19 protein-coding genes are annotated in these 21062 nt (G+C 71.1%); 10 read left to right on the forward strand and 9 right to left on the reverse strand.

Annotated features, from left to right (window positions below; genetic code table 11):
* The first annotated feature begins 148 nt into the window (after nucleotides 1-148).
* The 5 genes from HHL10_RS01030 (at nucleotide 149) to HHL10_RS01050 (ending at nucleotide 2943) form a co-directional block, all read left to right on the forward strand.
* On the forward strand, nucleotides 149-718 hold the full coding sequence (locus tag HHL10_RS01030; RefSeq protein ID WP_169158478.1) for an NADPH-dependent FMN reductase: 570 nt from the start codon (nucleotides 149-151) through the stop codon (nucleotides 716-718).
* 52 nt (nucleotides 719-770) lie between these two features.
* Nucleotides 771-1205 carry a DoxX family protein gene (locus tag HHL10_RS01035; RefSeq protein ID WP_169158479.1) on the forward strand — a complete coding sequence of 145 codons (435 nt, stop codon included), beginning with the start codon at nucleotides 771-773 and terminating at the stop codon, nucleotides 1203-1205.
* Between the two features lie 80 nt (nucleotides 1206-1285).
* The gene (locus HHL10_RS01040; RefSeq protein ID WP_169158480.1) at nucleotides 1286-1693 is read left to right on the forward strand and encodes a SirB2 family protein; all 408 of its coding nucleotides are present in this window, start codon (nucleotides 1286-1288) and stop codon (nucleotides 1691-1693) included.
* A 64-nt stretch (nucleotides 1694-1757) separates the two neighbouring features.
* Entirely contained in the window at nucleotides 1758-2348 is a 591-nt protein-coding gene (locus HHL10_RS01045) for a hemerythrin domain-containing protein (RefSeq protein ID WP_169158481.1), read from the forward strand.
* 274 nt (nucleotides 2349-2622) lie between these two features.
* Nucleotides 2623-2943 (forward strand): hypothetical protein, encoded by a 321-nt coding sequence (locus tag HHL10_RS01050; RefSeq protein WP_169158482.1) that lies wholly within the window; start codon nucleotides 2623-2625, stop codon nucleotides 2941-2943.
* Between the two features lie 127 nt (nucleotides 2944-3070).
* Here the strand turns inward: HHL10_RS01050 and HHL10_RS01055 are convergent, their stop codons facing one another.
* The gene (locus HHL10_RS01055; protein WP_169158483.1) at nucleotides 3071-3547 is read right to left on the reverse strand and encodes a cyanophycin metabolism-associated DUF1854 family protein; all 477 of its coding nucleotides are present in this window, start codon (nucleotides 3545-3547) and stop codon (nucleotides 3071-3073) included.
* A gap of 3 nt (nucleotides 3548-3550) precedes the next feature.
* Nucleotides 3551-5812 (reverse strand): cyanophycin metabolism-associated ABC transporter, encoded by a 2262-nt coding sequence (locus HHL10_RS01060; protein ID WP_169158484.1) that lies wholly within the window; start codon nucleotides 5810-5812, stop codon nucleotides 3551-3553.
* Between the two features lie 145 nt (nucleotides 5813-5957).
* On the opposite strand from HHL10_RS01060, the gene HHL10_RS01065 reads away from it, so the two are divergent.
* From HHL10_RS01065 to HHL10_RS01075, 3 genes are read left to right on the forward strand one after another with little or no spacing between them, the layout of a single operon-like run.
* Complete coding sequence (locus HHL10_RS01065; RefSeq protein WP_169158485.1) at nucleotides 5958-8132, forward strand: cyanophycin synthetase; 2175 nt, start codon at nucleotides 5958-5960, stop codon at nucleotides 8130-8132.
* Nucleotides 8132-10687 carry a cyanophycin synthetase gene (cphA, locus tag HHL10_RS01070; RefSeq protein ID WP_169158486.1) on the forward strand — a complete coding sequence of 852 codons (2556 nt, stop codon included), beginning with the start codon at nucleotides 8132-8134 and terminating at the stop codon, nucleotides 10685-10687. Before HHL10_RS01065 ends, cphA begins: the two co-directional genes overlap by 1 nt.
* A 28-nt stretch (nucleotides 10688-10715) precedes the next feature.
* Nucleotides 10716-11327, forward strand: a complete 612-nt coding sequence (locus HHL10_RS01075; RefSeq protein WP_169158487.1) for a DUF4126 domain-containing protein — start codon at nucleotides 10716-10718, stop codon at nucleotides 11325-11327.
* 159 nt (nucleotides 11328-11486) lie between these two features.
* On the opposite strand, the gene HHL10_RS01080 is transcribed toward HHL10_RS01075, so the two are convergent.
* Genes HHL10_RS01080 through HHL10_RS01090 form a run of 3 tightly spaced genes read right to left on the reverse strand, consistent with a single transcriptional unit; the run spans nucleotide 11487 to nucleotide 13125 of the window.
* On the reverse strand, nucleotides 11487-12203 hold the full coding sequence (locus HHL10_RS01080) for an LrgB family protein (protein WP_169158488.1): 717 nt from the start codon (nucleotides 12201-12203) through the stop codon (nucleotides 11487-11489).
* Nucleotides 12196-12621 (reverse strand): CidA/LrgA family protein, encoded by a 426-nt coding sequence (locus tag HHL10_RS01085; RefSeq protein WP_169158489.1) that lies wholly within the window; start codon nucleotides 12619-12621, stop codon nucleotides 12196-12198. The genes HHL10_RS01080 and HHL10_RS01085 overlap by 8 nt, the downstream gene beginning before the upstream one ends.
* 6 nt (nucleotides 12622-12627) lie before the next feature.
* The gene (locus HHL10_RS01090) at nucleotides 12628-13125 is read right to left on the reverse strand and encodes a glycerophosphodiester phosphodiesterase family protein (RefSeq protein ID WP_235970965.1); all 498 of its coding nucleotides are present in this window, start codon (nucleotides 13123-13125) and stop codon (nucleotides 12628-12630) included.
* 311 nt (nucleotides 13126-13436) lie between these two features.
* Between HHL10_RS01090 and HHL10_RS01095 the strand changes: the two genes are divergently transcribed.
* Nucleotides 13437-16490 (forward strand): transglycosylase domain-containing protein, encoded by a 3054-nt coding sequence (locus HHL10_RS01095; RefSeq protein WP_310734501.1) that lies wholly within the window; start codon nucleotides 13437-13439, stop codon nucleotides 16488-16490.
* A gap of 95 nt (nucleotides 16491-16585) precedes the next feature.
* On the opposite strand, the gene HHL10_RS01100 is transcribed toward HHL10_RS01095, so the two are convergent.
* A complete protein-coding gene (locus tag HHL10_RS01100; protein ID WP_169158492.1) occupies nucleotides 16586-17671 on the reverse strand; it encodes a PEP-CTERM sorting domain-containing protein in 1086 nt (361 codons plus the stop codon).
* Between the two features lie 128 nt (nucleotides 17672-17799).
* Nucleotides 17800-19071 (reverse strand): O-acetylhomoserine aminocarboxypropyltransferase/cysteine synthase family protein, encoded by a 1272-nt coding sequence (locus HHL10_RS01105; RefSeq protein ID WP_169158493.1) that lies wholly within the window; start codon nucleotides 19069-19071, stop codon nucleotides 17800-17802.
* A gap of 172 nt (nucleotides 19072-19243) precedes the next feature.
* Between HHL10_RS01105 and HHL10_RS01110 the strand changes: the two genes are divergently transcribed.
* Nucleotides 19244-19396 (forward strand): DUF3149 domain-containing protein, encoded by a 153-nt coding sequence (locus tag HHL10_RS01110; RefSeq protein ID WP_169158494.1) that lies wholly within the window; start codon nucleotides 19244-19246, stop codon nucleotides 19394-19396.
* Between the two features lie 84 nt (nucleotides 19397-19480).
* On the opposite strand, the gene HHL10_RS01115 is transcribed toward HHL10_RS01110, so the two are convergent.
* Complete coding sequence (locus tag HHL10_RS01115) at nucleotides 19481-20524, reverse strand: TerC family protein (protein WP_169158495.1); 1044 nt, start codon at nucleotides 20522-20524, stop codon at nucleotides 19481-19483.
* A 93-nt stretch (nucleotides 20525-20617) separates the two neighbouring features.
* Nucleotides 20618-21046 (reverse strand): TerB family tellurite resistance protein, encoded by a 429-nt coding sequence (locus HHL10_RS01120; RefSeq protein WP_169158496.1) that lies wholly within the window; start codon nucleotides 21044-21046, stop codon nucleotides 20618-20620.
* Nucleotides 21047-21062 lie beyond the last annotated feature (16 nt).

Here is a 21062-nt window from a genome sequence, read left to right on the forward strand (position 1 = left end):
GTCCTTTTGAGGTGGTCGGTCGATGCGGGCCAGCTTGGCAGCCGGCATGCCCACGCCCGGCTGGAGGGAGTTCCGGGCGCGGTACGGGCGTGCCGCTTGCCCACCGCGCGGCAACCCGCGGCACCGGCCGCGACCGGAGCACGTCACCATGGCCGATCCCCATCCCATCGCCGTCATCGTCGGCAGCCTGCGCAAGGGCTCCTACAACCGCCTGGTGGCGCAGGCGCTGATCCAGCTGGCGCAGCCCGCGCTGCAGCTGCGCCTCCTGGAGATCGGCAAGCTGCCGCTCTACAACCAGGACCTCGAAGGCGGCGATCTCACGCCGCCGCAGCCCTGGACCGATTTCCGCGAGGCGCTGCGCCCGATGCACGGCGTCATCTTCGTGACGCCCGAATACAACCGCGGCGTGCCGGCCGCGCTCAAGAACGCCATCGACGTGGGCTCGCGCCCCTACGGCGCGGCGGCCTGGACGGGCAAGCCGGCGGCCATCATCAGCGCCTCGCCCGGCGCCATGGGCGGCTTCGGCGCCAACCACCAGCTGCGCCAGTCGCTGGTGTTCCTGGACATGCCGCCGCTGCAGCAGCCCGAGTGCTACCTCAGCCACATCGACAAGGCCTTCGGCCCGGACGGCCAGCTCGGCGACGAGCGGCTGCGCGGCCTGCTGCAGAAGCTGCTGCGGACCTTCGAGCACTGGGTGGAGTGCCACCACGGCCATTGAGCCGCCCGCGCCGCGCGTATACCCCACATCCCACGCGACCCAGGAGAACGCCATGAACGCCCACGCCCCGCTGACCGTCGTTTCATCCCCCACCGAGGACGCCGGCAAGCTGGTGCTGCGGGTGGTGCTGGGCGTGCTGATCCTGCTGCACGGCATCTCCAAGCTCATCAACGGGCCCGGCTTCATCATGGGGCTGCTGGCCAAGAGCGGGCTGCCCACGGCGCTGGCCTACGGCGTCTACATCGGCGAGGTGGTGGCGCCGCTGCTGCTGATCGCGGGGCTGTTCACGCGCGCCGCGGCGCTGATCGTGGTCATCAACATGCTGGTGGCCCTGGGCCTGGTGCACATGGGGCAGCTCGGCCAGCTCAACAAGACCGGCGGCTGGGAGCTGGAGCTGCAGGGCATGTACCTGTTCGGCGCGCTGGCCGTGGCGCTGCTGGGCGCGGGCCGCTACAGCCTGGGCGGGCTGCGCGGGCGCTGGAACTGAAAACCGCCTCCGGCGCGGCGCCGGAGGCGCGTTAGGCTGGCGGCCCCGCCTGTCCCGCGCCGTCGCGCGCTCATGTCTCCATGGCCCTGACCGAGCACTACTTCGCCCTCAAGCACGCCCACATGGGCTTCGTCTACCTCAGCGGCAGCCTGTTCGCCGTGCGCGGCCTGGGCGCCCTCGCCGGCGCACGCTGGGCCATGCTCAAGCCGCTGCGCATTGCCAGCGTGCTCATCGACACGCTCCTGGTCACGGCCGCGCTGCTGGTGCTGGCGGCGCTGCAGTTCCAGCCGCTGGGCGCCTCCTGGCTGTGGGTGAAGCTGGCGCTGCTGCCGGTGTACGTGGCGCTGGGCACCTTCGCCCTGAAGCGCGCGCGCTCCACGGGCCAGCGCGCGCTGTACTGGCTGCTGGCGCTGGCGGTTTTCGGGTTCATGATCTCCGTGGCGCGCGCCCACCATCCGCTGGGACTGCTGCACGGCCTGGCGGGCTGACGGACGTGCGCGCACGGGAATGCGGCTTGCCCCCCGTGAGGCTCACTTCCCGGAGGCCCTCGTCATGAACCAGTTCCTGAACAAGCTCTCGCCCAGCATCACCAACATGATCCGCATGGATCACACCCATGTGCTGGCCACCTTCCACCAGTACGAGGTCGACACCCCGCCCAAGACCAAGCAGGCCCTGGCCAAGACGGTGTGCCTGGCGCTGGAGATCCACGCCCAGCTGGAAGAGGAAATCTTCTACCCCGCCTTGCGCGAGGCGCAGAGCGACAACGCGGTGCTCGACAAGAGCGTCCCGGAGCATGACGAGATGCGCACCCTCATCGCCCGGCTGCGCACGCTGGACCCGACCGACCCCGAGCACGACCGTGTCTTCATGTCGCTGATGCGCGCCGTGATGCACCACGTGGCCGACGAGGAGACCACGCTGCTGCCCCAGGCCGAGCTGGGCCTGGCCGACCGCCTCAACGAGCTGGGCGCCAAGATGACCAAGCGCCGCCTGGAGCTGACCGCGCCGCATGCCGGCGAGATCGCCGCCAACACCGTGCGCACCATGCCCGCCAGCTCCATGGCGCTGGCCGCCGGCGCGCTGCTCATGGGCGGCTACATGCTCAAGCAGACCTTCCGCCACCGCCGCCACATGGGTTGAAGCGGGCCGCTTTGCCTCCTCCACCGACCGGGCCTGCGGGCCCGGTTTTCATTGCGGCGCGGACTTTGTCCAGGCCCGGTGCGGCATCAATCACAAGGCACCGGAAAACTCGGTTACGGGGTGTACGAGAAGGCTGAAATTCCGGGGCGAATCGCGGCTTGGTCGGCCGATTGAGGGATTTGGCGATGGGGCTCAATGAGGACATGGACCCCGCGGTCCCGCCCCCGGCTTCCGGCTTCCGGCCCGTGGCGGGTCCGCCTGCTGAAAGCCCGCCGTGAACGAACTCGCCCACAACCGCCATCTCTTCATCGAAGACCTCGCGCGCCGGCTGCACGCGCTCGAAACCGGCCAGCGGCGCATGAACGCGCTGGACTACCGGGTGCACGCCCGCATGCTGCGCCACGCCCTGGCCGGCGTGCCGCGCCGCCAGCTGCACGTGCTCATGACCTACCCCGTCGTGTGCGAGGTGGTGGACAACCGCGGCTTCGACGAGTGCGGCCTGCTGCAAAGCGCCGGCGACGAGGCGCGCGAGCTGCGCGAGCTCACCGACGTGCTGCTGCAGCACTTGCAGCGCAGCAGCCGCAAGGCGGCGTGATCGGGCGCCGGCCTGCACGCCGGCCGCCATTGCTCTCAAGGGGTTTACAAGACTCTCACTCGACACAACCGCGTGAGAATTTCGTTGCCTGCCGGGTGACAAACCCGGCCATCCCTTGGGGAACGTCTTACAGAAACCGCTCCAGCAGCTTCTTGGACGCCTTGTCCAGCGCGAAGCGGTCGGCCAGGAACTGCACGCCGTCGGCGCTGGTGATCAGCAGCAGCGTCCCGCCGGGCAGGCGGCGGATGTCCTCCTCGGCCTTGAGCACGAACCGCGCCGTGCCGCGGTCGGTGCGCACGCGCCAGGTGCTGGGCGTGGCGAAGCTCGACACCGACTCCAGCTGCTCGATGCGCGGCATGAACTCGCGCAGCGCCAGCTCCTCCTCCACCAGCACGCGGGCCGCGGGCGTGAGCGCATCCATGCGGTCCACCCAGGCCAGTTCGTGGCCGTCGGGCCCCACCAGCGAGAGGCCCTCCTGCGGCGCGGCGATCGGGAAGGCGCGCACCGGCGTCACGCCCACATGCTCGCGCCCGGCCGCGTCGGTCAGCACCAGGCGGCCGAAGGCGTTGCGCGAGAGGCGGAAATCCTCGTTCTTGGCATCCATGGCTTAGACCTCCCCGGTCTGGCGCGCCAGATGCGCCTCCACGGCGCGCGGCGTCTGCGGCTCGGTATCGACGTTGCGCGCCTGCGCCTCGTACAGCCGCCAGTAGGCGCCCTGCTTTTCCATCAGCTCGTCGTGCGGGCCCACTTCCACCACGCGGCCGCGGTCCATCACCACCAGGCGGTCGGCCTTGCGCAGCGTCGAGAGGCGGTGCGCGATGGCGATGGTGGTGCGGCCCTGCACCAGGTTGTCCAGCGCCTTCTGGATTTCGCCCTCGGTCTCCGTGTCCACGCTGGAGGTGGCCTCGTCGAGGATGAGGATGCGCGGGTCGATGAGCAGCGCGCGCGCGATGGAGATGCGCTGGCGCTCGCCGCCGGAGAGGCCCTGGCCGCGCTCGCCCACCAGCGAGTCGTAGCCGTGCGGCAGGCGCAGGATGAACTCGTGCGCGTGCGCCGCGCGCGCCGCCGCCACGATCTGCTCGCGCGTGGCGTCGGGCCGGCCGTAGGCGATGTTCTCGGCGATGGTGCCGAAGAACAGGAAGGGCTCCTGCAGCACCAGGCCGATGTGGCGCCGGTAGTCGGCCACGGCGAAGCGGCGGATGTCGGTGCCGTCCACGCGGATGGAGCCGTCGGTGACGTCGTAGAAGCGGCAGATCAGGTTGACCAGCGTGCTCTTGCCCGAGCCGCTGTGGCCGACCAGGCCGATCATCTCGCCGGGGCGGATGTCGAGGTCCAGCCCGCGGATGACGCCGCGGTTGCCGTAGCGGAAGGTCAGCCCGCGCATCTCGATGCGGCCCTGCACCGCCGGCAGCGGCACCGGGTTGGCCGGGTCGGGCACGTTCGAGACATGGTCCAGGATGTCGAAGATGCGCTTGGCGCCGGCGGCGGCCTTCTGCGTCACCGACACGATGCGGCTCATCGAGTCCAGCCGCGAGTAGAAGCGGCCGATGTAGGCGATGAAGGCGGTGAGCACGCCCACCGTGATCTCGTTGCGGCTGATCTGCCAGATGCCGAAGGCCCACACCACCAGCAGCCCGATCTCGGTGAGCAGTGTCACCGTGGGCGTGAACAGGCTCCAGGTCTTGTTGAGCCGGTCGTTGACCTCCAGGTTGTGGCGGTTGGCGTCGCGGAAGCGCTGCGCCTCGCGCGCCTCCTGCGCGAAGGCCTTGACCACGCGCACGCCGGGAATGGTGTCGGCCAGCACGTTGGTGACCTCGGACCAGACCCGGTCGATCTTCTCGAAGCCCGTGCGCAGCCGCTCGCGCACCGCGTGGATGAGCCAGCCGATGATGGGCAGCGGCACCAGCGTCACCAGCGCCAGCCAGGGGTTGATCGAGAACAGGATCGCCGCCGTCATGGCGATCATCAGCACGTCGGTGGCGAAGTCGAGCGCGTGCAGCGACAGGAAGACGTTGATGCGGTCGGTCTCGGAGCCGATGCGCGCCAGCAGGTCGCCGGTGCGCTTGTTGCCGAAGTAGTCCAGCGACAGTGTCAGCAGGTGCTCGTAGGTGGTGGTGCGCAAATCCGCGCCAATGCGCTCGCTCACCAGCGCCAGCAGGTACGTGCGGGCCCAGCTCAGGCCCCAGGCCAGCAGCGCCGAGCCCAGCAGCCCGGCCAGCAGCAGCATCACCAGGCCGGTGTCGATCTGCTGCCCGTTCTGGAACGGGATCAGCACCCGGTCCATCAGCGGGATGGTCAGATAGGGCGGCACCAGCGTCGCCGCGGTGGAGGCCAGCGTCAGCACGAAACCCAGGAACAGCCGGCCCTGGTAGGGCCTGGCGAAACGCCACAGCCGCAGCAGCACCCAGGTCGAGGTGGGCTTGCGGGGCGCCTTGGCGGCGTGGTCCTCGGCCTCCTCGTCCGCCGCCTCGTCGTGCTCCTCGGCCAGCATGCCGGCGCGCCGGGCCTGCTGGCGCTCGAAGGCGGCCATGAACTGCTGCGCCGCCGGCCCCTGCGCCAGCGTGAAGTGCCACTGCGCCAGGCGCCGGTGCGCGTCCAGCAGTTCCAGCGTGCCCACGCCGGCGTGGTCGCTCAGGCGCAGCGCGAGGTCCCGGGTCAGCGGCCAGTCGAGCCAGCGCCCGTCCGGGAGCGCCGCCTGCAGGGTGCGCTCGGTGAGCACCAGGCCGGCGTCGGTAAAGCGCAGCTGGGCATCGAGGTCAACCTGCAGCGTCGCCAGCACGTTGTCGCCAGCATCGAGGCGGGAAGGCAAGGCCCCGCGCCAAGCGGCGCCAGCCTCACCGGACAAGGGAGCGGAGTGTGAATGTGACATGGGCTTTGAGCGCCCCGGCGGACGCCGGGGGCGCAGGATTCTCGCGCAAGCCGGTATCTGTACCGGTCCGGGGCAGGCCCGGTGCCGGGACCATTCGCCGCGAGCGGCACAATCCCGCACTCGACCGGGACAGCATTAACTGACCATGAGCGCCAAGAACGACATCCGGCTGCTGCGCATCAACCACCTGCGCGGGCCCAACATCTGGACCTACCGACCGGCCCTGGAGGTCTGGCTGGACCTCGGTGAGCTGGAGGACTATCCCTCCAACCTGCTGCCCGGCTTCACCGACCGGCTGCTGGGCCTGCTGCCCAACCTGATGGAGCACCACTGCGGCGTGGGCGAGCGCGGCGGCTTCGTGGAGCGGCTGCGCGAGGGCACCTGGGCCGGCCACATCCTGGAGCACGTCGTCATCGAGCTGCTCAACCTCGCCGGCATGCCCACGGGCTTCGGCCAGACGCGCAGCACCTCGCAGCACGGCGTCTACCGCATGGTGTTCCGCGCCCGCGACGAGCAGGTGGCGCGCGCCGCGCTGGCCCAGGGCCACGCGCTGCTGATGGCGGCCATCAACGAGCGGCCCTTCGACGTCGAGGCCGCCGTCAACGTGGTGCGCGAGGAGCTCGACGACTGCTACCTCGGCCCCAGCACCGCGGCCATCGTGGAAGCCGCCACCGAGCGCCGCATCCCGCACATCCGCCTCAACAGCGGCAACCTGGTGCAGCTGGGCCATGGCAAGCGCCAGCGCCGCATCTGGACCGCCGAGACCGACCGCACCAGCGCCATCGGCGAAGGCATCGCCGGCGACAAGGATTTGACCAAGACGCTGCTGGCCGCCTGCGGCGTGCCGGTACCCGAGGGCCGCGTGGTCGAGAGCCCGGCCGAGGCCTGGGATGCCGCCGAGGACATCGGCGTGCCGGTGGTGGTGAAGCCCTCGGACGCCAACCACGGCCGCGGCGTGTCGCTGGAGCTGATGGAGCAAGCCGACATCGAAGCCGCCTTCGGCATCGCCGACGCCGAAGGCTCGGAGGTGATCGTCGAGCGCTACGTGCGCGGCAACGAGCACCGGCTGCTGGTGGTGGGCGGCAAGCTCGTGGCCGCCGCGCGCGGCGAGAGCCTGTGGATCACCGGCGACGGCGAGAGCACCGTGGTGCAGCTCATCGACAGCCAGCTCAACACCGACCCGCGCCGCGGCGAGACCGAGGACCTGCCGCTGGAGACCATCCGCCTGGAGCGCGAGCCCGTGATGCGGCAGCTGCTGCAGCGCCAGGGGCTGGACGGCGACTCCGTTCCCGCCGCCGGCCGCCGCGTGCTGGTGCAGCGCAACGGCAACATGGCTTTCGACTGCACGCACGAGGTCCATCCCGAGGTTGCCGCGATGGCGGTGCTGGCCGCCAAGGTGGTGGGCCTGGACATCGCCGGCATCGACCTGGTGGCCGAGGACATCTCCAAGCCGCTGGAAGCCCAGGGCGGCGCCATCGTCGAGGTCAACGCCGGGCCCGGCCTGTTGATGCATTTGAAACCCGCGGTGGGCACGCCGCAGCCGGTGGGCCGCGCCATCGTGGACCACCTCTTCGCCGAGGGCGAGAGCGGGCGCATCCCCATCGTCGGCGTGGCCGGCACGCGCCACACGCACACCGTGGCGCGGCTGGTGGCCTGGCTGCTGCACCTGCGCGGCCAACCCGTGGGCCTGGCCTGCCGTGACGGTCTGTTCATGGAGAACCGCCCGGTGCAGGGCGGCGACTGCGCCCACTGGGAAGCCGGCCACCGGCTGCTGATGAACCGCCGCATCGAGGCGGCCGTGATCGAGAACGGCCCGCTGGCCATCCTGCGCGACGGCCTGCCCTACGACCGCTGCCACATCGGCATCGTCACCGACGCCGAAGGCGCCGACACGCTGGCCGAGCACGACATCCGCGACGCCGACCAGATGCCCAAGGTGCTGCGCACGCAGATCGACGTGGTGCTCGAAGACGGCGTGGGCGTGCTCAACGCCGCCGACGAGCGCGTCGCCGCGCTGGCGCCGCTGTGCGACGGCGAGGTGATCCTGTACGCGCCGGACCCGGCCAACGCCGCGCTGGCCGCGCACGTGGAAGCCGGCGGCCGCGCCGTGCGGCTGCAGGGCCGCAGCGCCGAGCTGCTGGCGCCGGACGCGCAGCCGCAGCGCATCGAGCTCAGCGCCTGGGGCGAAGCCACCCGCGCCGAGGCCGTGCTGCCGGCCGTCGCCGCCGCCTGGGCGCTGGGCGTGGCCCCGGCCCTGATCCGTGCCGGCATCGAGACCTTCGATGCCGAGCTCGCGCGCAACCCGAACCCGACCCGCTGATGAACGTCTCCCGCATCCGCGCCCTGCGCGGCCCCAACCTCTGGAGCCGGCACACCGCCATCGAGGCCGTCGTGGCCTGCGAAGGCGCTGAGAACTCCATCGACCAGCTCCCGGGTTTCGAGAACCGGCTGCGCCGGCGCTTCCCCGGCATGGGCCCGCTGCACGGCGGCAGCTCGCTGGCGCATGTGCTGGAAATGGCCACGCTGGGCCTGCAGGCCCAGGCCGGCTGCCCCGTGACCTTCAGCCGCACCCAGGCCACGCTGGAGCCGGGCGTGTACCAGGTGGTGGTCGAGTACAGCGAGGAGCCCGTGGGCCGCATGGCCTTCGACACCGCGCGCGCCCTGGTGGAATCGGCGCTGGCCGACGAGCCCTTCGAGCTCGACGGCGCGCTGGCCGCGCTGCGCGAGAAGGACGAGGACGTGCGCCTGGGCCCCAGCACCGGCTCGATCGTGACCGCCGCCCTGGCGCGCGGCATCCCGTACCGGCGCCTGACCGAGGGCAGCCTGGTGCAGTTCGGCTGGGGCTCCAAGCAGCGCCGTATCTGGGCCGCCGAGGTGGACACCACCAGCGCCGTGTCCGAATCCATCGCCCAGGACAAGGATCTGACCAAGAAGCTGCTGGCCGCCGCCGGCGTGCCGGTGCCCATCGGGCGGCCGGTGTCCAGCGTGGACGAGGCCTGGGCCGTGGCGCAGGAGATCGGCCTGCCCGTCGTGCTGAAACCGCAGGACGGCAACCAGGGCAAGGGCGTGACGGTCAACGTCGTCACGCGCGAGCACCTGGAGATCGCCTACAAGGCCGCCGCCGAGATCGGCGAGGTGCTGGTCGAGAAGTACCTGCCCGGCTGCGACTACCGGCTGCTGGTGGTGGGCGAGCGGCTGGTGGCCGCGGCGCGGCGCGACCCGCCGCAGGTCATCGGCGACGGGCGCCACACCGTGCGCGAGCTGGTCGAGCAGGTCAACGCCGACCCTAAGCGCGGCGACGGCCATGCCACCTCGCTGACCAAGATCCGGCTCGACGAGATCGCGCTGGCGCGGCTGGACGTGCAGGGCCTCACGCCCGAGTCCGTGCCCGAGAAGGGCCGGCGCGTCATCCTGCGCAACAACGCCAATCTCTCCACCGGCGGTACCGCCACCGACGTCACCGACGACGTGCACCCGGACGTCGCGGCGCGCGCCGTGGCGGCGGCACAGATGATCGGGCTGCACATCTGCGGCGTGGACGTGGTGTGCGAGAGCGTGCTGCGCCCGCTGGAGGAGCAAAGCGGCGGCGTGGTCGAGGTCAACGCCGCGCCGGGCCTGCGCATGCACCTCTCGCCTTCCTACGGCAAGGGCCGCAACGTGGGCGAGGCCATGATCAGCCACCTCTACGCCCCGGGCGACGACGGGCGCATCCCGGTGGTGGCCGTCACCGGCACCAACGGCAAGACCACCGTCACGCGGCTGATCGCGCACCTGTTCGCCAGCACCGGGCTGCGCGTGGGCATGACCAACACCGACGGCGTCTACGTCAACGGGCGCCAGACCGACAGCGGCGACTGCAGCGGCCCTAAGAGCGCGCGCAACGTGCTGCTGCACCCGGAGGTGGACGCGGCGGTGTTCGAGACCGCGCGCGGCGGCGTGCTGCGCGAGGGCCTGGGCTTCGACCGCTGCAGCGTGGCGGTGGTGACCAACATCGGCGCCGGCGACCACCTGGGCCTGAACTACATCACCACGCTGGACGACCTGGCGGTGCTCAAGCGCGTGATCGTGCACAACGTGGCCGAGTCCGGTTACGCGGTGCTCAACGCCGCCGACCCGACCGTGGCCGCCATGGCCAACGTCTGCCCGGGCAAGGTGATCTTCTTTGCCGCCGACCGGCACCACCCGGTGATGGCCACGCACCGCGCGCAGGGCCAGCGCACCGTGTTCGTGGACGGCGACGCCGTGGTCGCGGCCGAGGGCACCTGGCGCGAGAGCCTGCCGCTGCGCGACATCCCGCTGACCCGCGGCGGCGCCGTCGGCTTCCAGGTCGAGAACGTGATGGCGGCCGTGGCCGCGGCCTGGGCCTCGGGGCTGAGCTGGGACGCGGTGCGCCGCGGGCTGGCGAGCTTCGTCAACGACGCGCACAACGCCCCGGGCCGCTTCAACGTCATGGACTACCGCGGCGCCACGCTCATCGCCGACTACGGCCACAACCCCGACGCCATGCGCGCGCTGGTGGCGGCCATCTCCACCATGCCGGCCAGGAAGCGCTCGGTGGTGATCAGCGGCGCCGGCGACCGCCGCGACGAGGACATCACCGAGCAGACGCAGATCCTGGGCGCGGCCTTCGACGAGGTGGTGCTGTACCAAGACGCCGCCCAGCGCGGGCGCGCCGACGGCGAGGTGATCGCGCTGCTGCGCCAGGGCCTGGAGGGCGCGCAGCGCACGCGCCACGTCGAGGAGATCCGCGGCGAGTTCGTCGCCATCGACTCGGCGCTGTCGCGGCTGGAGCCGGGCGACCTGTGCCTGATCCTGATCGACCAGGTCGAGGAGGCGCTGGAGCACCTGGCCAAGCGCATCGCCGAGGTGGTCTGAGGCGGGCGCGGCGCGACCGGAGCCCTGCATGGACGCCGCCGCGCCGCAGAACCTGACCCAGCTCGCCGCGCTGGCCGCGGCACTGGGCTGGGCCAGCGGGATGCGGCTCTATGCCGCGCTGTTCCTCACCGGGCTGGCCGGCTGGCTGCAGTGGATCGCCCTGCCCCCGGGCCTGCAGCTGCTGCAGCATCCGCTGGTGCTGGGCGCCTCGGGCGCGATGCTGGTGGTGGAGTTCATCACCGACAAGGTGCCGGCGCTGGACTCGCTGTGGGACGCGGTGCACACCTTCATCCGCATCCCGGCCGGCGCGGCGCTGGCCGTGGGGGCGCTCTCCGGCGCCTTCGGCGGCGACGCGCTGGTCTGGGGCACCGTCACCGCGCTGCTGGGCGGCACGCTGGCCGCCACCGCGCATGCGGGCAAGGCCAGCACGCGCGCGGCGGTGAACACCTCGCCGGAGCCCTTCTCCAACCTCGCATTGTCCCTGGCCGGCGACGCCGCCGTGCCGGGCCTGCTGTGGCTGGCGTGGACGCACCCGCTGCCCTTCTTCGCCGTGCTGGCGCTGGCCGTCGCGGCGGCACTGGGACTGAGCTTCACCTTGTGGCGCTTCGTGCGGCGGCGGCTGGGGCGGCTGCGGCAGTGAAGACAAGGCGGGTCGCCTGCCCTTGCTGCCGGTCCTGCCGTTTCCCGCGGGTTCACAGTCATGACACCCAGGTTCACTGGGTGACGCAGTCGTCCCCTGCTTGTTGACAGTGCAACCCGGCTGCCGGGCCGCCTCAACCTGCAGCCGTCTTGTCCGCGCTCAGCCCACCAGCCGTGCCGCCAGCGGCATCAATACCGCGGCCAGCAGCACCTGCAGTCCCAGCGCCATGCCGGCGTAGGCGCCGGCGTCGGGGTGCACCTGCAGCGCCCGCGCCGCGCCGATGCCGTGCGCGGCGGTGCCCAGCGCGAAGCCGCGCACGGCCCAGTCGTGCACGCCCAGGCCGTCGAACAGGTACTTGGCCGACAGCGCGCCCACCATGCCGGTGAGCACCGCGAACAGCGCGGCCAACGCCGGGATGCCGTTGAGACGCTCGGCGATGCCCATGGCCACCGGCGCGGTGACGGATTTCGGCGCCAGCGAGCGCAGCACGTCCGCGGGCAGGTCCAGCGCCCAGCCGATGAGCAGCGCGCTCAGCGCCGCCGCGGTGCCGCCGGCCAGCGCCGCCAGCACCAGGGCCACGCCGCGCCGGCGCAGCGCCTGGCGCCGCTGCCACAGCGGCCAGCCCAGTGCCACCACCGCCGGCCCCAGCAGCGCGTGCACGAACTGCGCGCCCGCGAAATAGGCCGGATAGGGCGTGCGCGTGGCCAGCAGCAGCGCGCCCAGCATCACCACCGACCACAGCACCGGGTTGGCCCAGGGCGCGTGGTCCACGCGCGCGTACAGCGCCTGCGCCGCCACGTAGGTCACCAGCGTGGCCGTCAGCCCGAACAGCGGCGTCGAGGCCATGTAGACCCAGAGCTGGACGAAGTCAGCCATCCGTCTCTCCCTTGTCGATGCGCCCGACGCCGCCCGGCGACGTGCCGTCCGTCGCGTCGCCCTCGGCGGGCTGTGGCGCCGTGCGCTTGAGCAGCGCGCGCAGCACCAGCGCCGTCACGGCCATGCCGATCCAGGTGGACAGCACGATGGCCACCAGCAGCTTCAGCCCGTACTGCGACAGCAGCCCCAGGTGCGTGATGACGCCCACGCCCACCGGCACGAACAGCAGCGACAGGTGCGTGAGCAGCATGTCGGCCGCCGCGGCCACGGGCTCGCGCACCGGCGGCAGCCGCAGCGCCGGCAGCAGCAGCGCCAAGCCCAGCACCGGGCCGGGCAGCGGCAGCGCGAAGGCGCGTGCCAGGATCTCGCCCAGGGCCTGCAACAGCAGCAGCAGGGCCAGTCCGCGCAGGGCCTGCATGGCGCCTCAGCCCCGGCAGGCCGCGCGGGCCGTCACGGCCTGCCGCCCCAGCGCCGGGTGGTCCGTCAAGAAGCCGTTCTGGCCGGGGGCCAGGTCGCCGTGCGCGTCCGGGTCGATCCAGCGCCTGAACCGCGCCGGCAGGGACGGGTTTTCCGCCCGGAAGGCCCAGGCATGCGCCCGCAGGCCCGCGTCATGGGCCTGTGCCGCCAGCGGCGCGAAGGTGGGCACGCTGGAGCGGTCGTCGAAGGCCGTGCCGCGCAGCGCCGGCAGCCGCTCGCGCACGCGCAGCTCGGCCCCGCCGGTGGCGGCTTCGAGCAGCAAGCCGTCGGAGTCGGGCAGCGCCAGCGCGTTCTCGTGCCGCGCCACCAGCACGCCCGCGCGGGTGTCGGCCCGGTCGGGCTCGATGAAGTCGATCCCCTGCTCGATGGCCAGCGCATGGGCGGCCCGGGTGTGCTCGGGGCGGCAGCCGCTGGCGCCGCGATGGGCAATGACAAGTGGCCTCATGGCCGCAGCATCGCATGGGCGCGCAGCATTCCGTGCATCGGTGCGACCGCCCGTTTTGGCCTGTCCAGCAGCGAAAAACCGCAGTCGTGGCAGTGGCGTGCGCAAGCAAGCCACGCCTTCGGCAAGCCCCATTCCCAGCCCCGTTTTCCTAGCGCACTCCAACCCGCGTTGGTACGTTCCCACACACCCCATAGGACAACCCGAATGGGCGTGGAAGTGGGCGTGGTTCGCAGTATCGTGAGTGCCAACCTCATACAAGTTGTGCTGCCTTGAAGCCCTCCCTCACGTGGCGAATGCTTGGCCGCCTGGTGGTGCCAAGCGTAGGGATCGCGGCCGTAGCGGCGGCCGCCTATGCGCTGGTCAAGGAAGCCCAAAGCTCCCGATGGCAGGCGCAGCAGCTCAGCGAGCTCAACCAGGAGCTGGGTTTCGAGCTTCAGCCCGGTCCCACCGACCAAGTGCGCTATCCCGGCGACGGCCCCTACGACCTGCGGCTGGGCTACACGCAGCTGCCCATGTTCATCGACCGGCTGCGGCGCCAGGGCTACGAGGTGCAGGCGCAGGCGCGCATGTCGCCCCGCATGGTCAGCCTGGCCGAGCAGGGACTGTTCCCCACCTACCACGAGAAGAACCAGGGCGGCCTGGAACTGCTGGACTGCCGCGGGCAGCCCATGTTCTGGACGCGCTACCCGGAGCGCGTGTACGCGGACTTCGAGGCGGTGCCGCCGCTGCTGGTGCAGGCGCTGCTGTTCATCGAGAACCGCGAGCTGCTCGACGTCGACGCGCCGCAGCGCAATCCGGCGGTGGAGTGGGACCGGCTGGGCAAGGCGGCGATGTCGCTGGGGCTGCGGCTGGTGGGCCAATCGGGCCGCTCGCCGGGCGGCAGCACGCTGGCCACGCAGATCGAGAAGTACCGCCACTCCCCCGAGGGCCGCACCGAGGGCGTCAAGGACAAGCTGCGCCAGATGGCCTCGGCCTCGCTGCGCGCCTACATGGACGGCCCCAACACGCTGGAGCGGCGCAAGCAGATCGTCACCGACTACCTCAACACCGTGCCGCTGGCGGCCAAGCCCGGCTTCGGCGAGGTCAACGGCCTGGGCGACGGGATGTGGGCCTGGTACGGGCGCGACTTCGACGAGCTCAACCGCCTGCTCACCGACACCGGCGAAGATCCGCGCCCGGAGCTGCTGGCGCAGCAGGCGCTGGCCTTCAAGCAGGCGCTGTCGCTGATGATCTCGCAGCGCCGGCCCTCGCATTACCTGGCCGAGGCCGATCCGGGCCTCAACGAGCTCACCAACAGCTACCTGCGGCTCATGGGCGATGCCGGGCTCGTCAGCCCGGCGCTGCGCGACGCGGCGCTGCCGCTGACGCTGGAGCTGCAGCCCCAGGTCGCGGCACGCGCGCAGCAGAGCTTCATCGAGCGCAAGGCCGCCACGGCCGTGCGCACGCGGCTGTCAGCCATGCTGGACGTGCCGCGCGCCTACGACCTCGACCGCATCGACCTGCGCGCCAGCGCCACGCTCGACACCCCGGTGCAGCGCACCGCCACCGAGCTGCTGCGCGGGCTGCGCACCCCCGAAGGCGCGCGCGCCGCGGGCCTTTACGGCTTCCACCTGCTCAAGGACGGCGACGACCCGAGCAAGCTGGTGTTCAGCTTCACGCTCTTCGAGCGCGGCGAGGGCGTGAACCGGCTGCGCGTGCAGACCGACAACTGGGACCAGCCCTTCGACATCAACGAGGGTGCGCGGCTGGACCTGGGCTCCACTTCCAAGCTGCGCACGCTGGTCACTTACCTGGAGATCGTGGCCGAGCTGCACGAGCGCTGGAGCAAGCTCGACGGCATCGCCCTGGCCGCGCAGGAGGTGCCCGAGCGCGACAACATCGGGCGCTGGGCGCGCGACTACCTGATAAAGGCAAGCGACCGCAGCCTGCAGGCCATGCTCGACGCCGCCATGCTGCGCAAGTACTCGGCCAGTCCCGGCGAAGGCTTCTTCACCGGCGGCGGGCTGCATTACTTCGCCAACTTCGAGCCCGACGACAACGGCCGCATCATGACCGTGGCCGAGGCGATCCGGCACTCGGTCAACCTGCCCTTCATCCGGCTCATGCGCGACGTGGTGCAGCACGTCATGTACAACGCGCCCGACGCCAACCCGGCCCTGTTCACCGACCCCACCGATCCCCAGCGCCGCCAGTACCTCGAACGCTTCGCCGACAAGGAAGGGCGCGCCTACCTGCTGCGCTTCTGGCGCAAGTACCAGGGCAAGGACTGGGCACAGGTGCGCGAGACGCTGCTGCAGGGCGTGCGCGAGACGCCGCCCAAGCTCACGGCGGTGTTCCGCACCATCCAGCCCCAGGCCAGCATGCAGGACCTCAGCGACTTCCTGGTGCAGCGCCTGGAAGGCGAGATGCCCGACTACACCGACAAGGCCCTGCGCGTGCTCTACGACACCTACGATCCGCAGCGCATGTCGCTGGCCGACCGCGGCTACGTGGCCAGCGTGCACCCGCTGGAGCTGTGGCTGGTCGGATGGTTGCGCGAGCACCCCAACGGCACCTTCAGCCAGGCCGCCGAGGCCAGCACCAAGGAGCGCCAGGAGGTCTACGCCTGGCTGTTCAAGACCAAGTACAAGGGTGCGCAGGACGTGCGCATCAAGAACCTGCTGGAGATCGAGGCCTTCCTCGAAATCCACCGCCGCTGGAAGCGCCTGGGCTACCCCTTCGAATCGCTCACGCCCTCCTACGCTTCGGCATTGGGCGCCTCGGGCGACCGGCCGGCGGCGCTGGCGGAATTCATGGGCATCCTGGCCAACGACGGCGTGCGCCAGCCCGCAGCGCGCATCGACGAGTTGCGCTTCGCCACGGGCACGCCCTACGAGGCCAGGCTGGTGTTGCGGGGCAACCCGCCCGAGCGCGTGCTGCCGCCCGAAGTCGCCGCCACGGCGCGGCGCGCCGCCTTCGACGTGGTGGCCAACGGCACGGCACGGCGCCTGAAGGACGCGCTCAAGCTGCACGACGGCACCATCGTGCCCATCGGCGGCAAGACGGGCACCGGCGACCACCGCAAGGACAGCTTCGGCCGCTACGGCCAGGTGCTGTCCTCGCGCGTGATCAGCCGCTCGGCCACCTTCATGTTCGTCATCGGCGACCGCTACTTCGGCACCATGATGGCCTACGTGCAGGAGCCCTACGCCGCCAGGTACAAGTTCACCAGCGCGTTGCCCTCGCAGCTGATGAAGTCGCTGGTGCCGGCGCTGGTGCCGCTGCTGGAAAAGGGCTCGTGCGAGGCGCCCAAGCCCGAGCCGGTGCCCGCCGCGCTGCAAAGCGTGCAGGTGCGCGCCGAGGTTCAGCAGCAGGCCGCGCGCTGAGCCCGGCAACACCGGCCCGGCGGCACGCCGCCGCGCACTGAAAAAGAGACCTGGGCCGGCACCAGGCCGCGCGCGGCGCGCCGAGATACAAAGCCTCAGCGGCAGGCCGTGTCCTGCAGCCGGGCGCGGCGCCGTGCCGCCGCGCCCACCACCCCCAGGCCGGCGAGCCACATTGCCCAGGCCTGCGCTTCGGGCACCGGCGTGGCGACGAAGCCGCGCAGGTAGCCATGGAACAGGCCATAGCCGACGATCTGGCCGCGCTCGTTGATGCTCTGCGCCGACAGCAGCTGCCAGCGGCCGGCCTGGTCACTGGCCACCAGCTCGTCGAGCTTCCAGCGCGTGCCGCCATGCCAGAGCGCGGCGCTGAGGTCCAGGCTGCCCACGATCCAGCCCTGGTCGTTGATGTCCAGCGCCTCGCCGAAGCCTGCGGGCGCCAGCGCGGTCATGGCGCCGCCGCTGTAGAGAAAAGGCAGCAGCTCCCCGCCGGCGGTGTAGCTGTAGCCCACCACCTGCCCGGCGTTGTTGACGGCCCAGGCCTGGCCGAAGGTGCCGCCCAGCGAGGGCAGCAGCGTGGTCTTGCCCTCGGCGTACAGGAAGGGCCGGCGCACCACGTCGCCAGCCATCACCGCGCCGCCCACCACCACACCGTGGTCGTTGATGTCCAGGCCTTCGCTGGTGTTGCCCACGCGCAGCTCCCGGCTGCGCGTGCCGTCGTAGACGAAGGCATGGGCGCCGATCTGCCCTGCGGCCTGCCCCGCGGCGTTGACGGCGTTGGCCACGCCTTCAGTGAAGGTGTCGGCGGGGTCGGCCAGGTCCCGCCAGCGCCCGCCGCTGTAGAGCGCCGGGCGGCGCACGCCGTCGGCGTTGAGCGACCAGCCCGCCACGTCGCCGCGGTCGTTGAGGCCCATGGCGACGCTGAGGCTGCCGCCCAGCGTGCCCAGCAGCCGCAGGTCGCTGCGGCCGGTGCCCAGGAAGGCCTCCCGGGTGCCGTCGCCGCCGTTGTTCATCGTGCCGGCGATCAGCCCGGACTCGTTGATCGCCGCGGCCGTGCTGCTGCTGCGCGGCGCCAGCGTGCCCAGGTTGTGCACCCGGTAGCGTGGCGCCTCGGCCGCCTGCGCCACGCCGCCGAGGGCGGCCGCGGCCCACACCAGCCCCTGCAGATAGCCCTTGCGTTGCTTCATGCCGTACCTCCGTGCCCGCGCCTGGGCACGGCCGATGCCTGAGCAACTTCCCGGCAAGGCTGGAAGCGTTTCTTACCCGCCTGCAATACAGCCGTCGCGATCGGGCGCCACGGTGCGGCGCCCCGGGCTCACACCGCGGCCAGGGCCTGGTCGATGTCGGCCCTGAGATCGTCGATGTGCTCGATGCCGATGGACAGCCGCACCGTGTCCACCGTCACGCCGGCCTTGGCCAGCTCCTCGGGCGAGAGCTGGCGGTGCGTGGTGGAGGCCGGGTGGCAGGCCAGCGACTTGGCGTCGCCGATGTTGACCAGCCGCGTGACGAGCTTGAGCGCATCCTGGAAGCGCGCCCCGCCTTCGAGCCCGCCTTCCACGCCGAAGGTCAGGATGCCCGAGGCGCGGCCGCTCATGTAGCGCTGCACCAGTTCGTGATCGGGATGGTCGGGCAGCCCCGCGTAGTTGACCCACTTGACCTTGGGATGCGCGCGCAGGTGCTGCGCCAGCGCCAGGGTGTTGTCGCAGATGCGCTCCATGCGCAGCGACACGGTCTCGATGCCCTGCAGGATCAGGAAGGCGTTGAAGGGGCTCAGCGCCGCGCCCGTGTTGCGCAGCGGCACCACGCGCGCGCGGCCGATGTAGGCCGCCTCGCCCAGCGCCTGCGTGTAGACCACGCCGTGGTAGCTCACGTCGGGCTCGTTGAGGCGCTTGAAGCGCTGCGCGTGCTGGGCCCACGGGAAGCGGCCCGAATCGACGATCACGCCGCCGATGGAGTTGCCATGGCCGCCCAGGTACTTGGTGAGCGAGTGCACCACGATGTCGGCGCCATGCTCGAAGGGGCGGCACAGGAAGGGCGTAGGCACGGTGTTGTCCACGATCAGCGGCACGCCGTGGCGGTGCGCGATGTCGGCCAGCGCCTTGAAGTCGGTGACGTTGCCCAGCGGGTTGCCGATGGACTCGCAGAAGATGGCCTTGGTGCGTTCGTCGATCAGCGGCTCGAAGGAGGCGGGGTCGCGCGGGTCGGCGAAGCGCACCCGGATGCCCGACAGCGGCAGCGTGTGGGCGAACAGGTTGTAAGTGCCGCCGTAGAGCGTGGAAGAGGAAACGATGTTGTCGCCGGCCTCGGCGATGGTCTGGATGGCGTAGCTGATGGCCGCCATGCCCGAGGCCACCGCCAGCGCGCCGATGCCGCCCTCCAGCGCCGCCAGGCGCTGCTCCAGCACCGAGGTGGTCGGATTCATGATCCGCGTGTAGATGTTGCCCGTGACCTTCAGGTCGAACAGGTCGGCGCCATGCTGCGTGTCGTCGAAGGCATAGGCGGTGGTCTGGTAGATGGGCACCGCCACGGCCTTGGTGGTGGGATCGGGGCTGTAGCCGCCGTGCACGGCCAGGGTTTCGAATTTCATGGAAAGCTCCTCCAAACGATGGGGACACGCAGTGTAGGCAGGGCGTGCCAGGGTGCGGCCGCACCGGGTGTTGCGTTGGCTCAAACCGCTGCCGCACCGCGTTTTGAGCCTGCGCAAAGGGCTTTTTCATATGCAGGAGTCAGATAAGCGCACCCATTACAAGGAGGACACCATGCATGCGCTGAAGGACCTGCTGACCACCGACTACGGCCTCATGAGCATCGCCGTGATCGTCCTCGTGCTGGGCATGGGCGGCTGGTACGTCCGCTACTTCCTGCGGCACATCCAGGAAGACACGGCCCGCCACGCCGCCGCCAAGCACTGAAGCCGCCGCCGCGGTTGCCTGATGTGGGCGCCGTGCCGGTGGCGCCCCCTTCGCCGCGGCGGGACCGCGTGTTTCCGCGCGGACTCAGCGGGCTTTCAGGGCGGATGCCGGCCTGCCCTCGCGCGCCTCCCCGCGCGCCTCTTCCACCTGCCGCGCTTCCCCCGTGTCGCGCGTGTCCCGGGTCTTCCACAGCGACACCAGCACGCCGGCGGCGATCAGCGCGCCCGTCACCGACAGGCTGATCGTGGGCGGGATCTTGCCGACGATGTTGACCAGGAAGATCTTGCCGCCGATGAACACCAGTACCAGCGCCAGCGCGTACTTGAGGTAGGCGAAGCGGTGAATCATCGCCGCCAGCGCGAAGTACAGCGCGCGCAGGCCCAGGATCGCGAAGATGTTGCTGGTGTAGACGATGAAGGGGTCGGTGGTGATGGCGAAGATCGCCGGCACCGAGTCCACCGCGAACACCAGGTCGGCGAACTCCACCATGCACAGCGCCAGGAACAGCGGCGTGGCCCACAGCACCGTCTTGCCGCTCACCGGATGCGGCTGGCGCACGAAGAAGTCATGGCCGTGCAGCCCGTCGGTCACGCGCATGCGCCGGCGCAGGAACTTCAGCAGCGGGTTGCCCGCCAGGTCGGTCTGGTGGCCGCTCATCCACAACATCTTCAGGCCGGTGAGCACCAGGAAGGCGCCGAACAGGTACAGCACCCAGCTGAACTGCGACACCAGCGCCGCGCCCAGGCCGATCATGAGCGCGCGCAGCACGATCACGCCCAGGATGCCCCAGAACAGCACGCGATGCTGGTACTGCCGCGGCACGGCGAAGTAGCCAAAGATCAGCGCGATGACGAAGACGTTGTCCATCGACAGCGACTTCTCGATCAGGTAGCCCGTGAAGTACTCCAGGCCCGGCTGCGGGCCCAGGTGGTGCCAGACCCAGGCGCCGAAGAGCACCGCCACCCCGATGTAGCCCGCCGACAGCCACAGGCTCTCGCGCACGCCGATCTCGCGGTCGTCCCGGTGCAGCACGCCCAGGTCCAGGGCCAGCAGCAGCGCCACGATGGCCAGGAAGCTCAGCCACAGCCACAGCGGCTGGGTCAGGAAGGGGGTATGAAGGAATTCCATGGTTCTGCCGGCGGCAGCGGTTGTGGAGGGGGTCGGTGTGCGATGGGGCCGGCTGGCCGCCCGGCGCACCGGTCCGGGCGGCGCCGTGATGCGTCAGGCGGCGGCGCGCGGCGCCTCCCGCAGGGACGGCAGGGGATCGGGCAGCTGCCACCACGCCGCCACGGTGGCCAGCATCACCGCCTCGCCCTCGGCGATGTGCCGGTCGGCCTGGGCCAGCGTGCGGCAGCACTGCAGCACCTGGCGGCGCAGCGCGGGGTCGCTCACCTCGTCGAGCAGGGTGCTCAGGGTGGCCTGGTCGACGCGGCAGGCCTCGTCCCAGGCCAGTTGCGGATGCGACTGCAGGTCCTCGCAGCAGTCGTGCAGCACTTCCATGAGCTCGGACGGCAGCAGCCCCAGGCCCTGCGCGGCCTGCATGCGCTCCAGCGCCTGGAACTCGTCGTGGGAGAAGTGCCCGTCGGCCAGCATGGTCAGCGCCACGATGCGGGCGGCGGCCTGGGGACTGTTGTGCGGATAGCTGCGCATGAACGCTCCTCGCAAG

It is taken from the genome of Azohydromonas caseinilytica, assembly GCF_012927045.1.
Lineage (GTDB): Bacteria > Pseudomonadota > Gammaproteobacteria > Burkholderiales > Burkholderiaceae_C > Azohydromonas > Azohydromonas caseinilytica.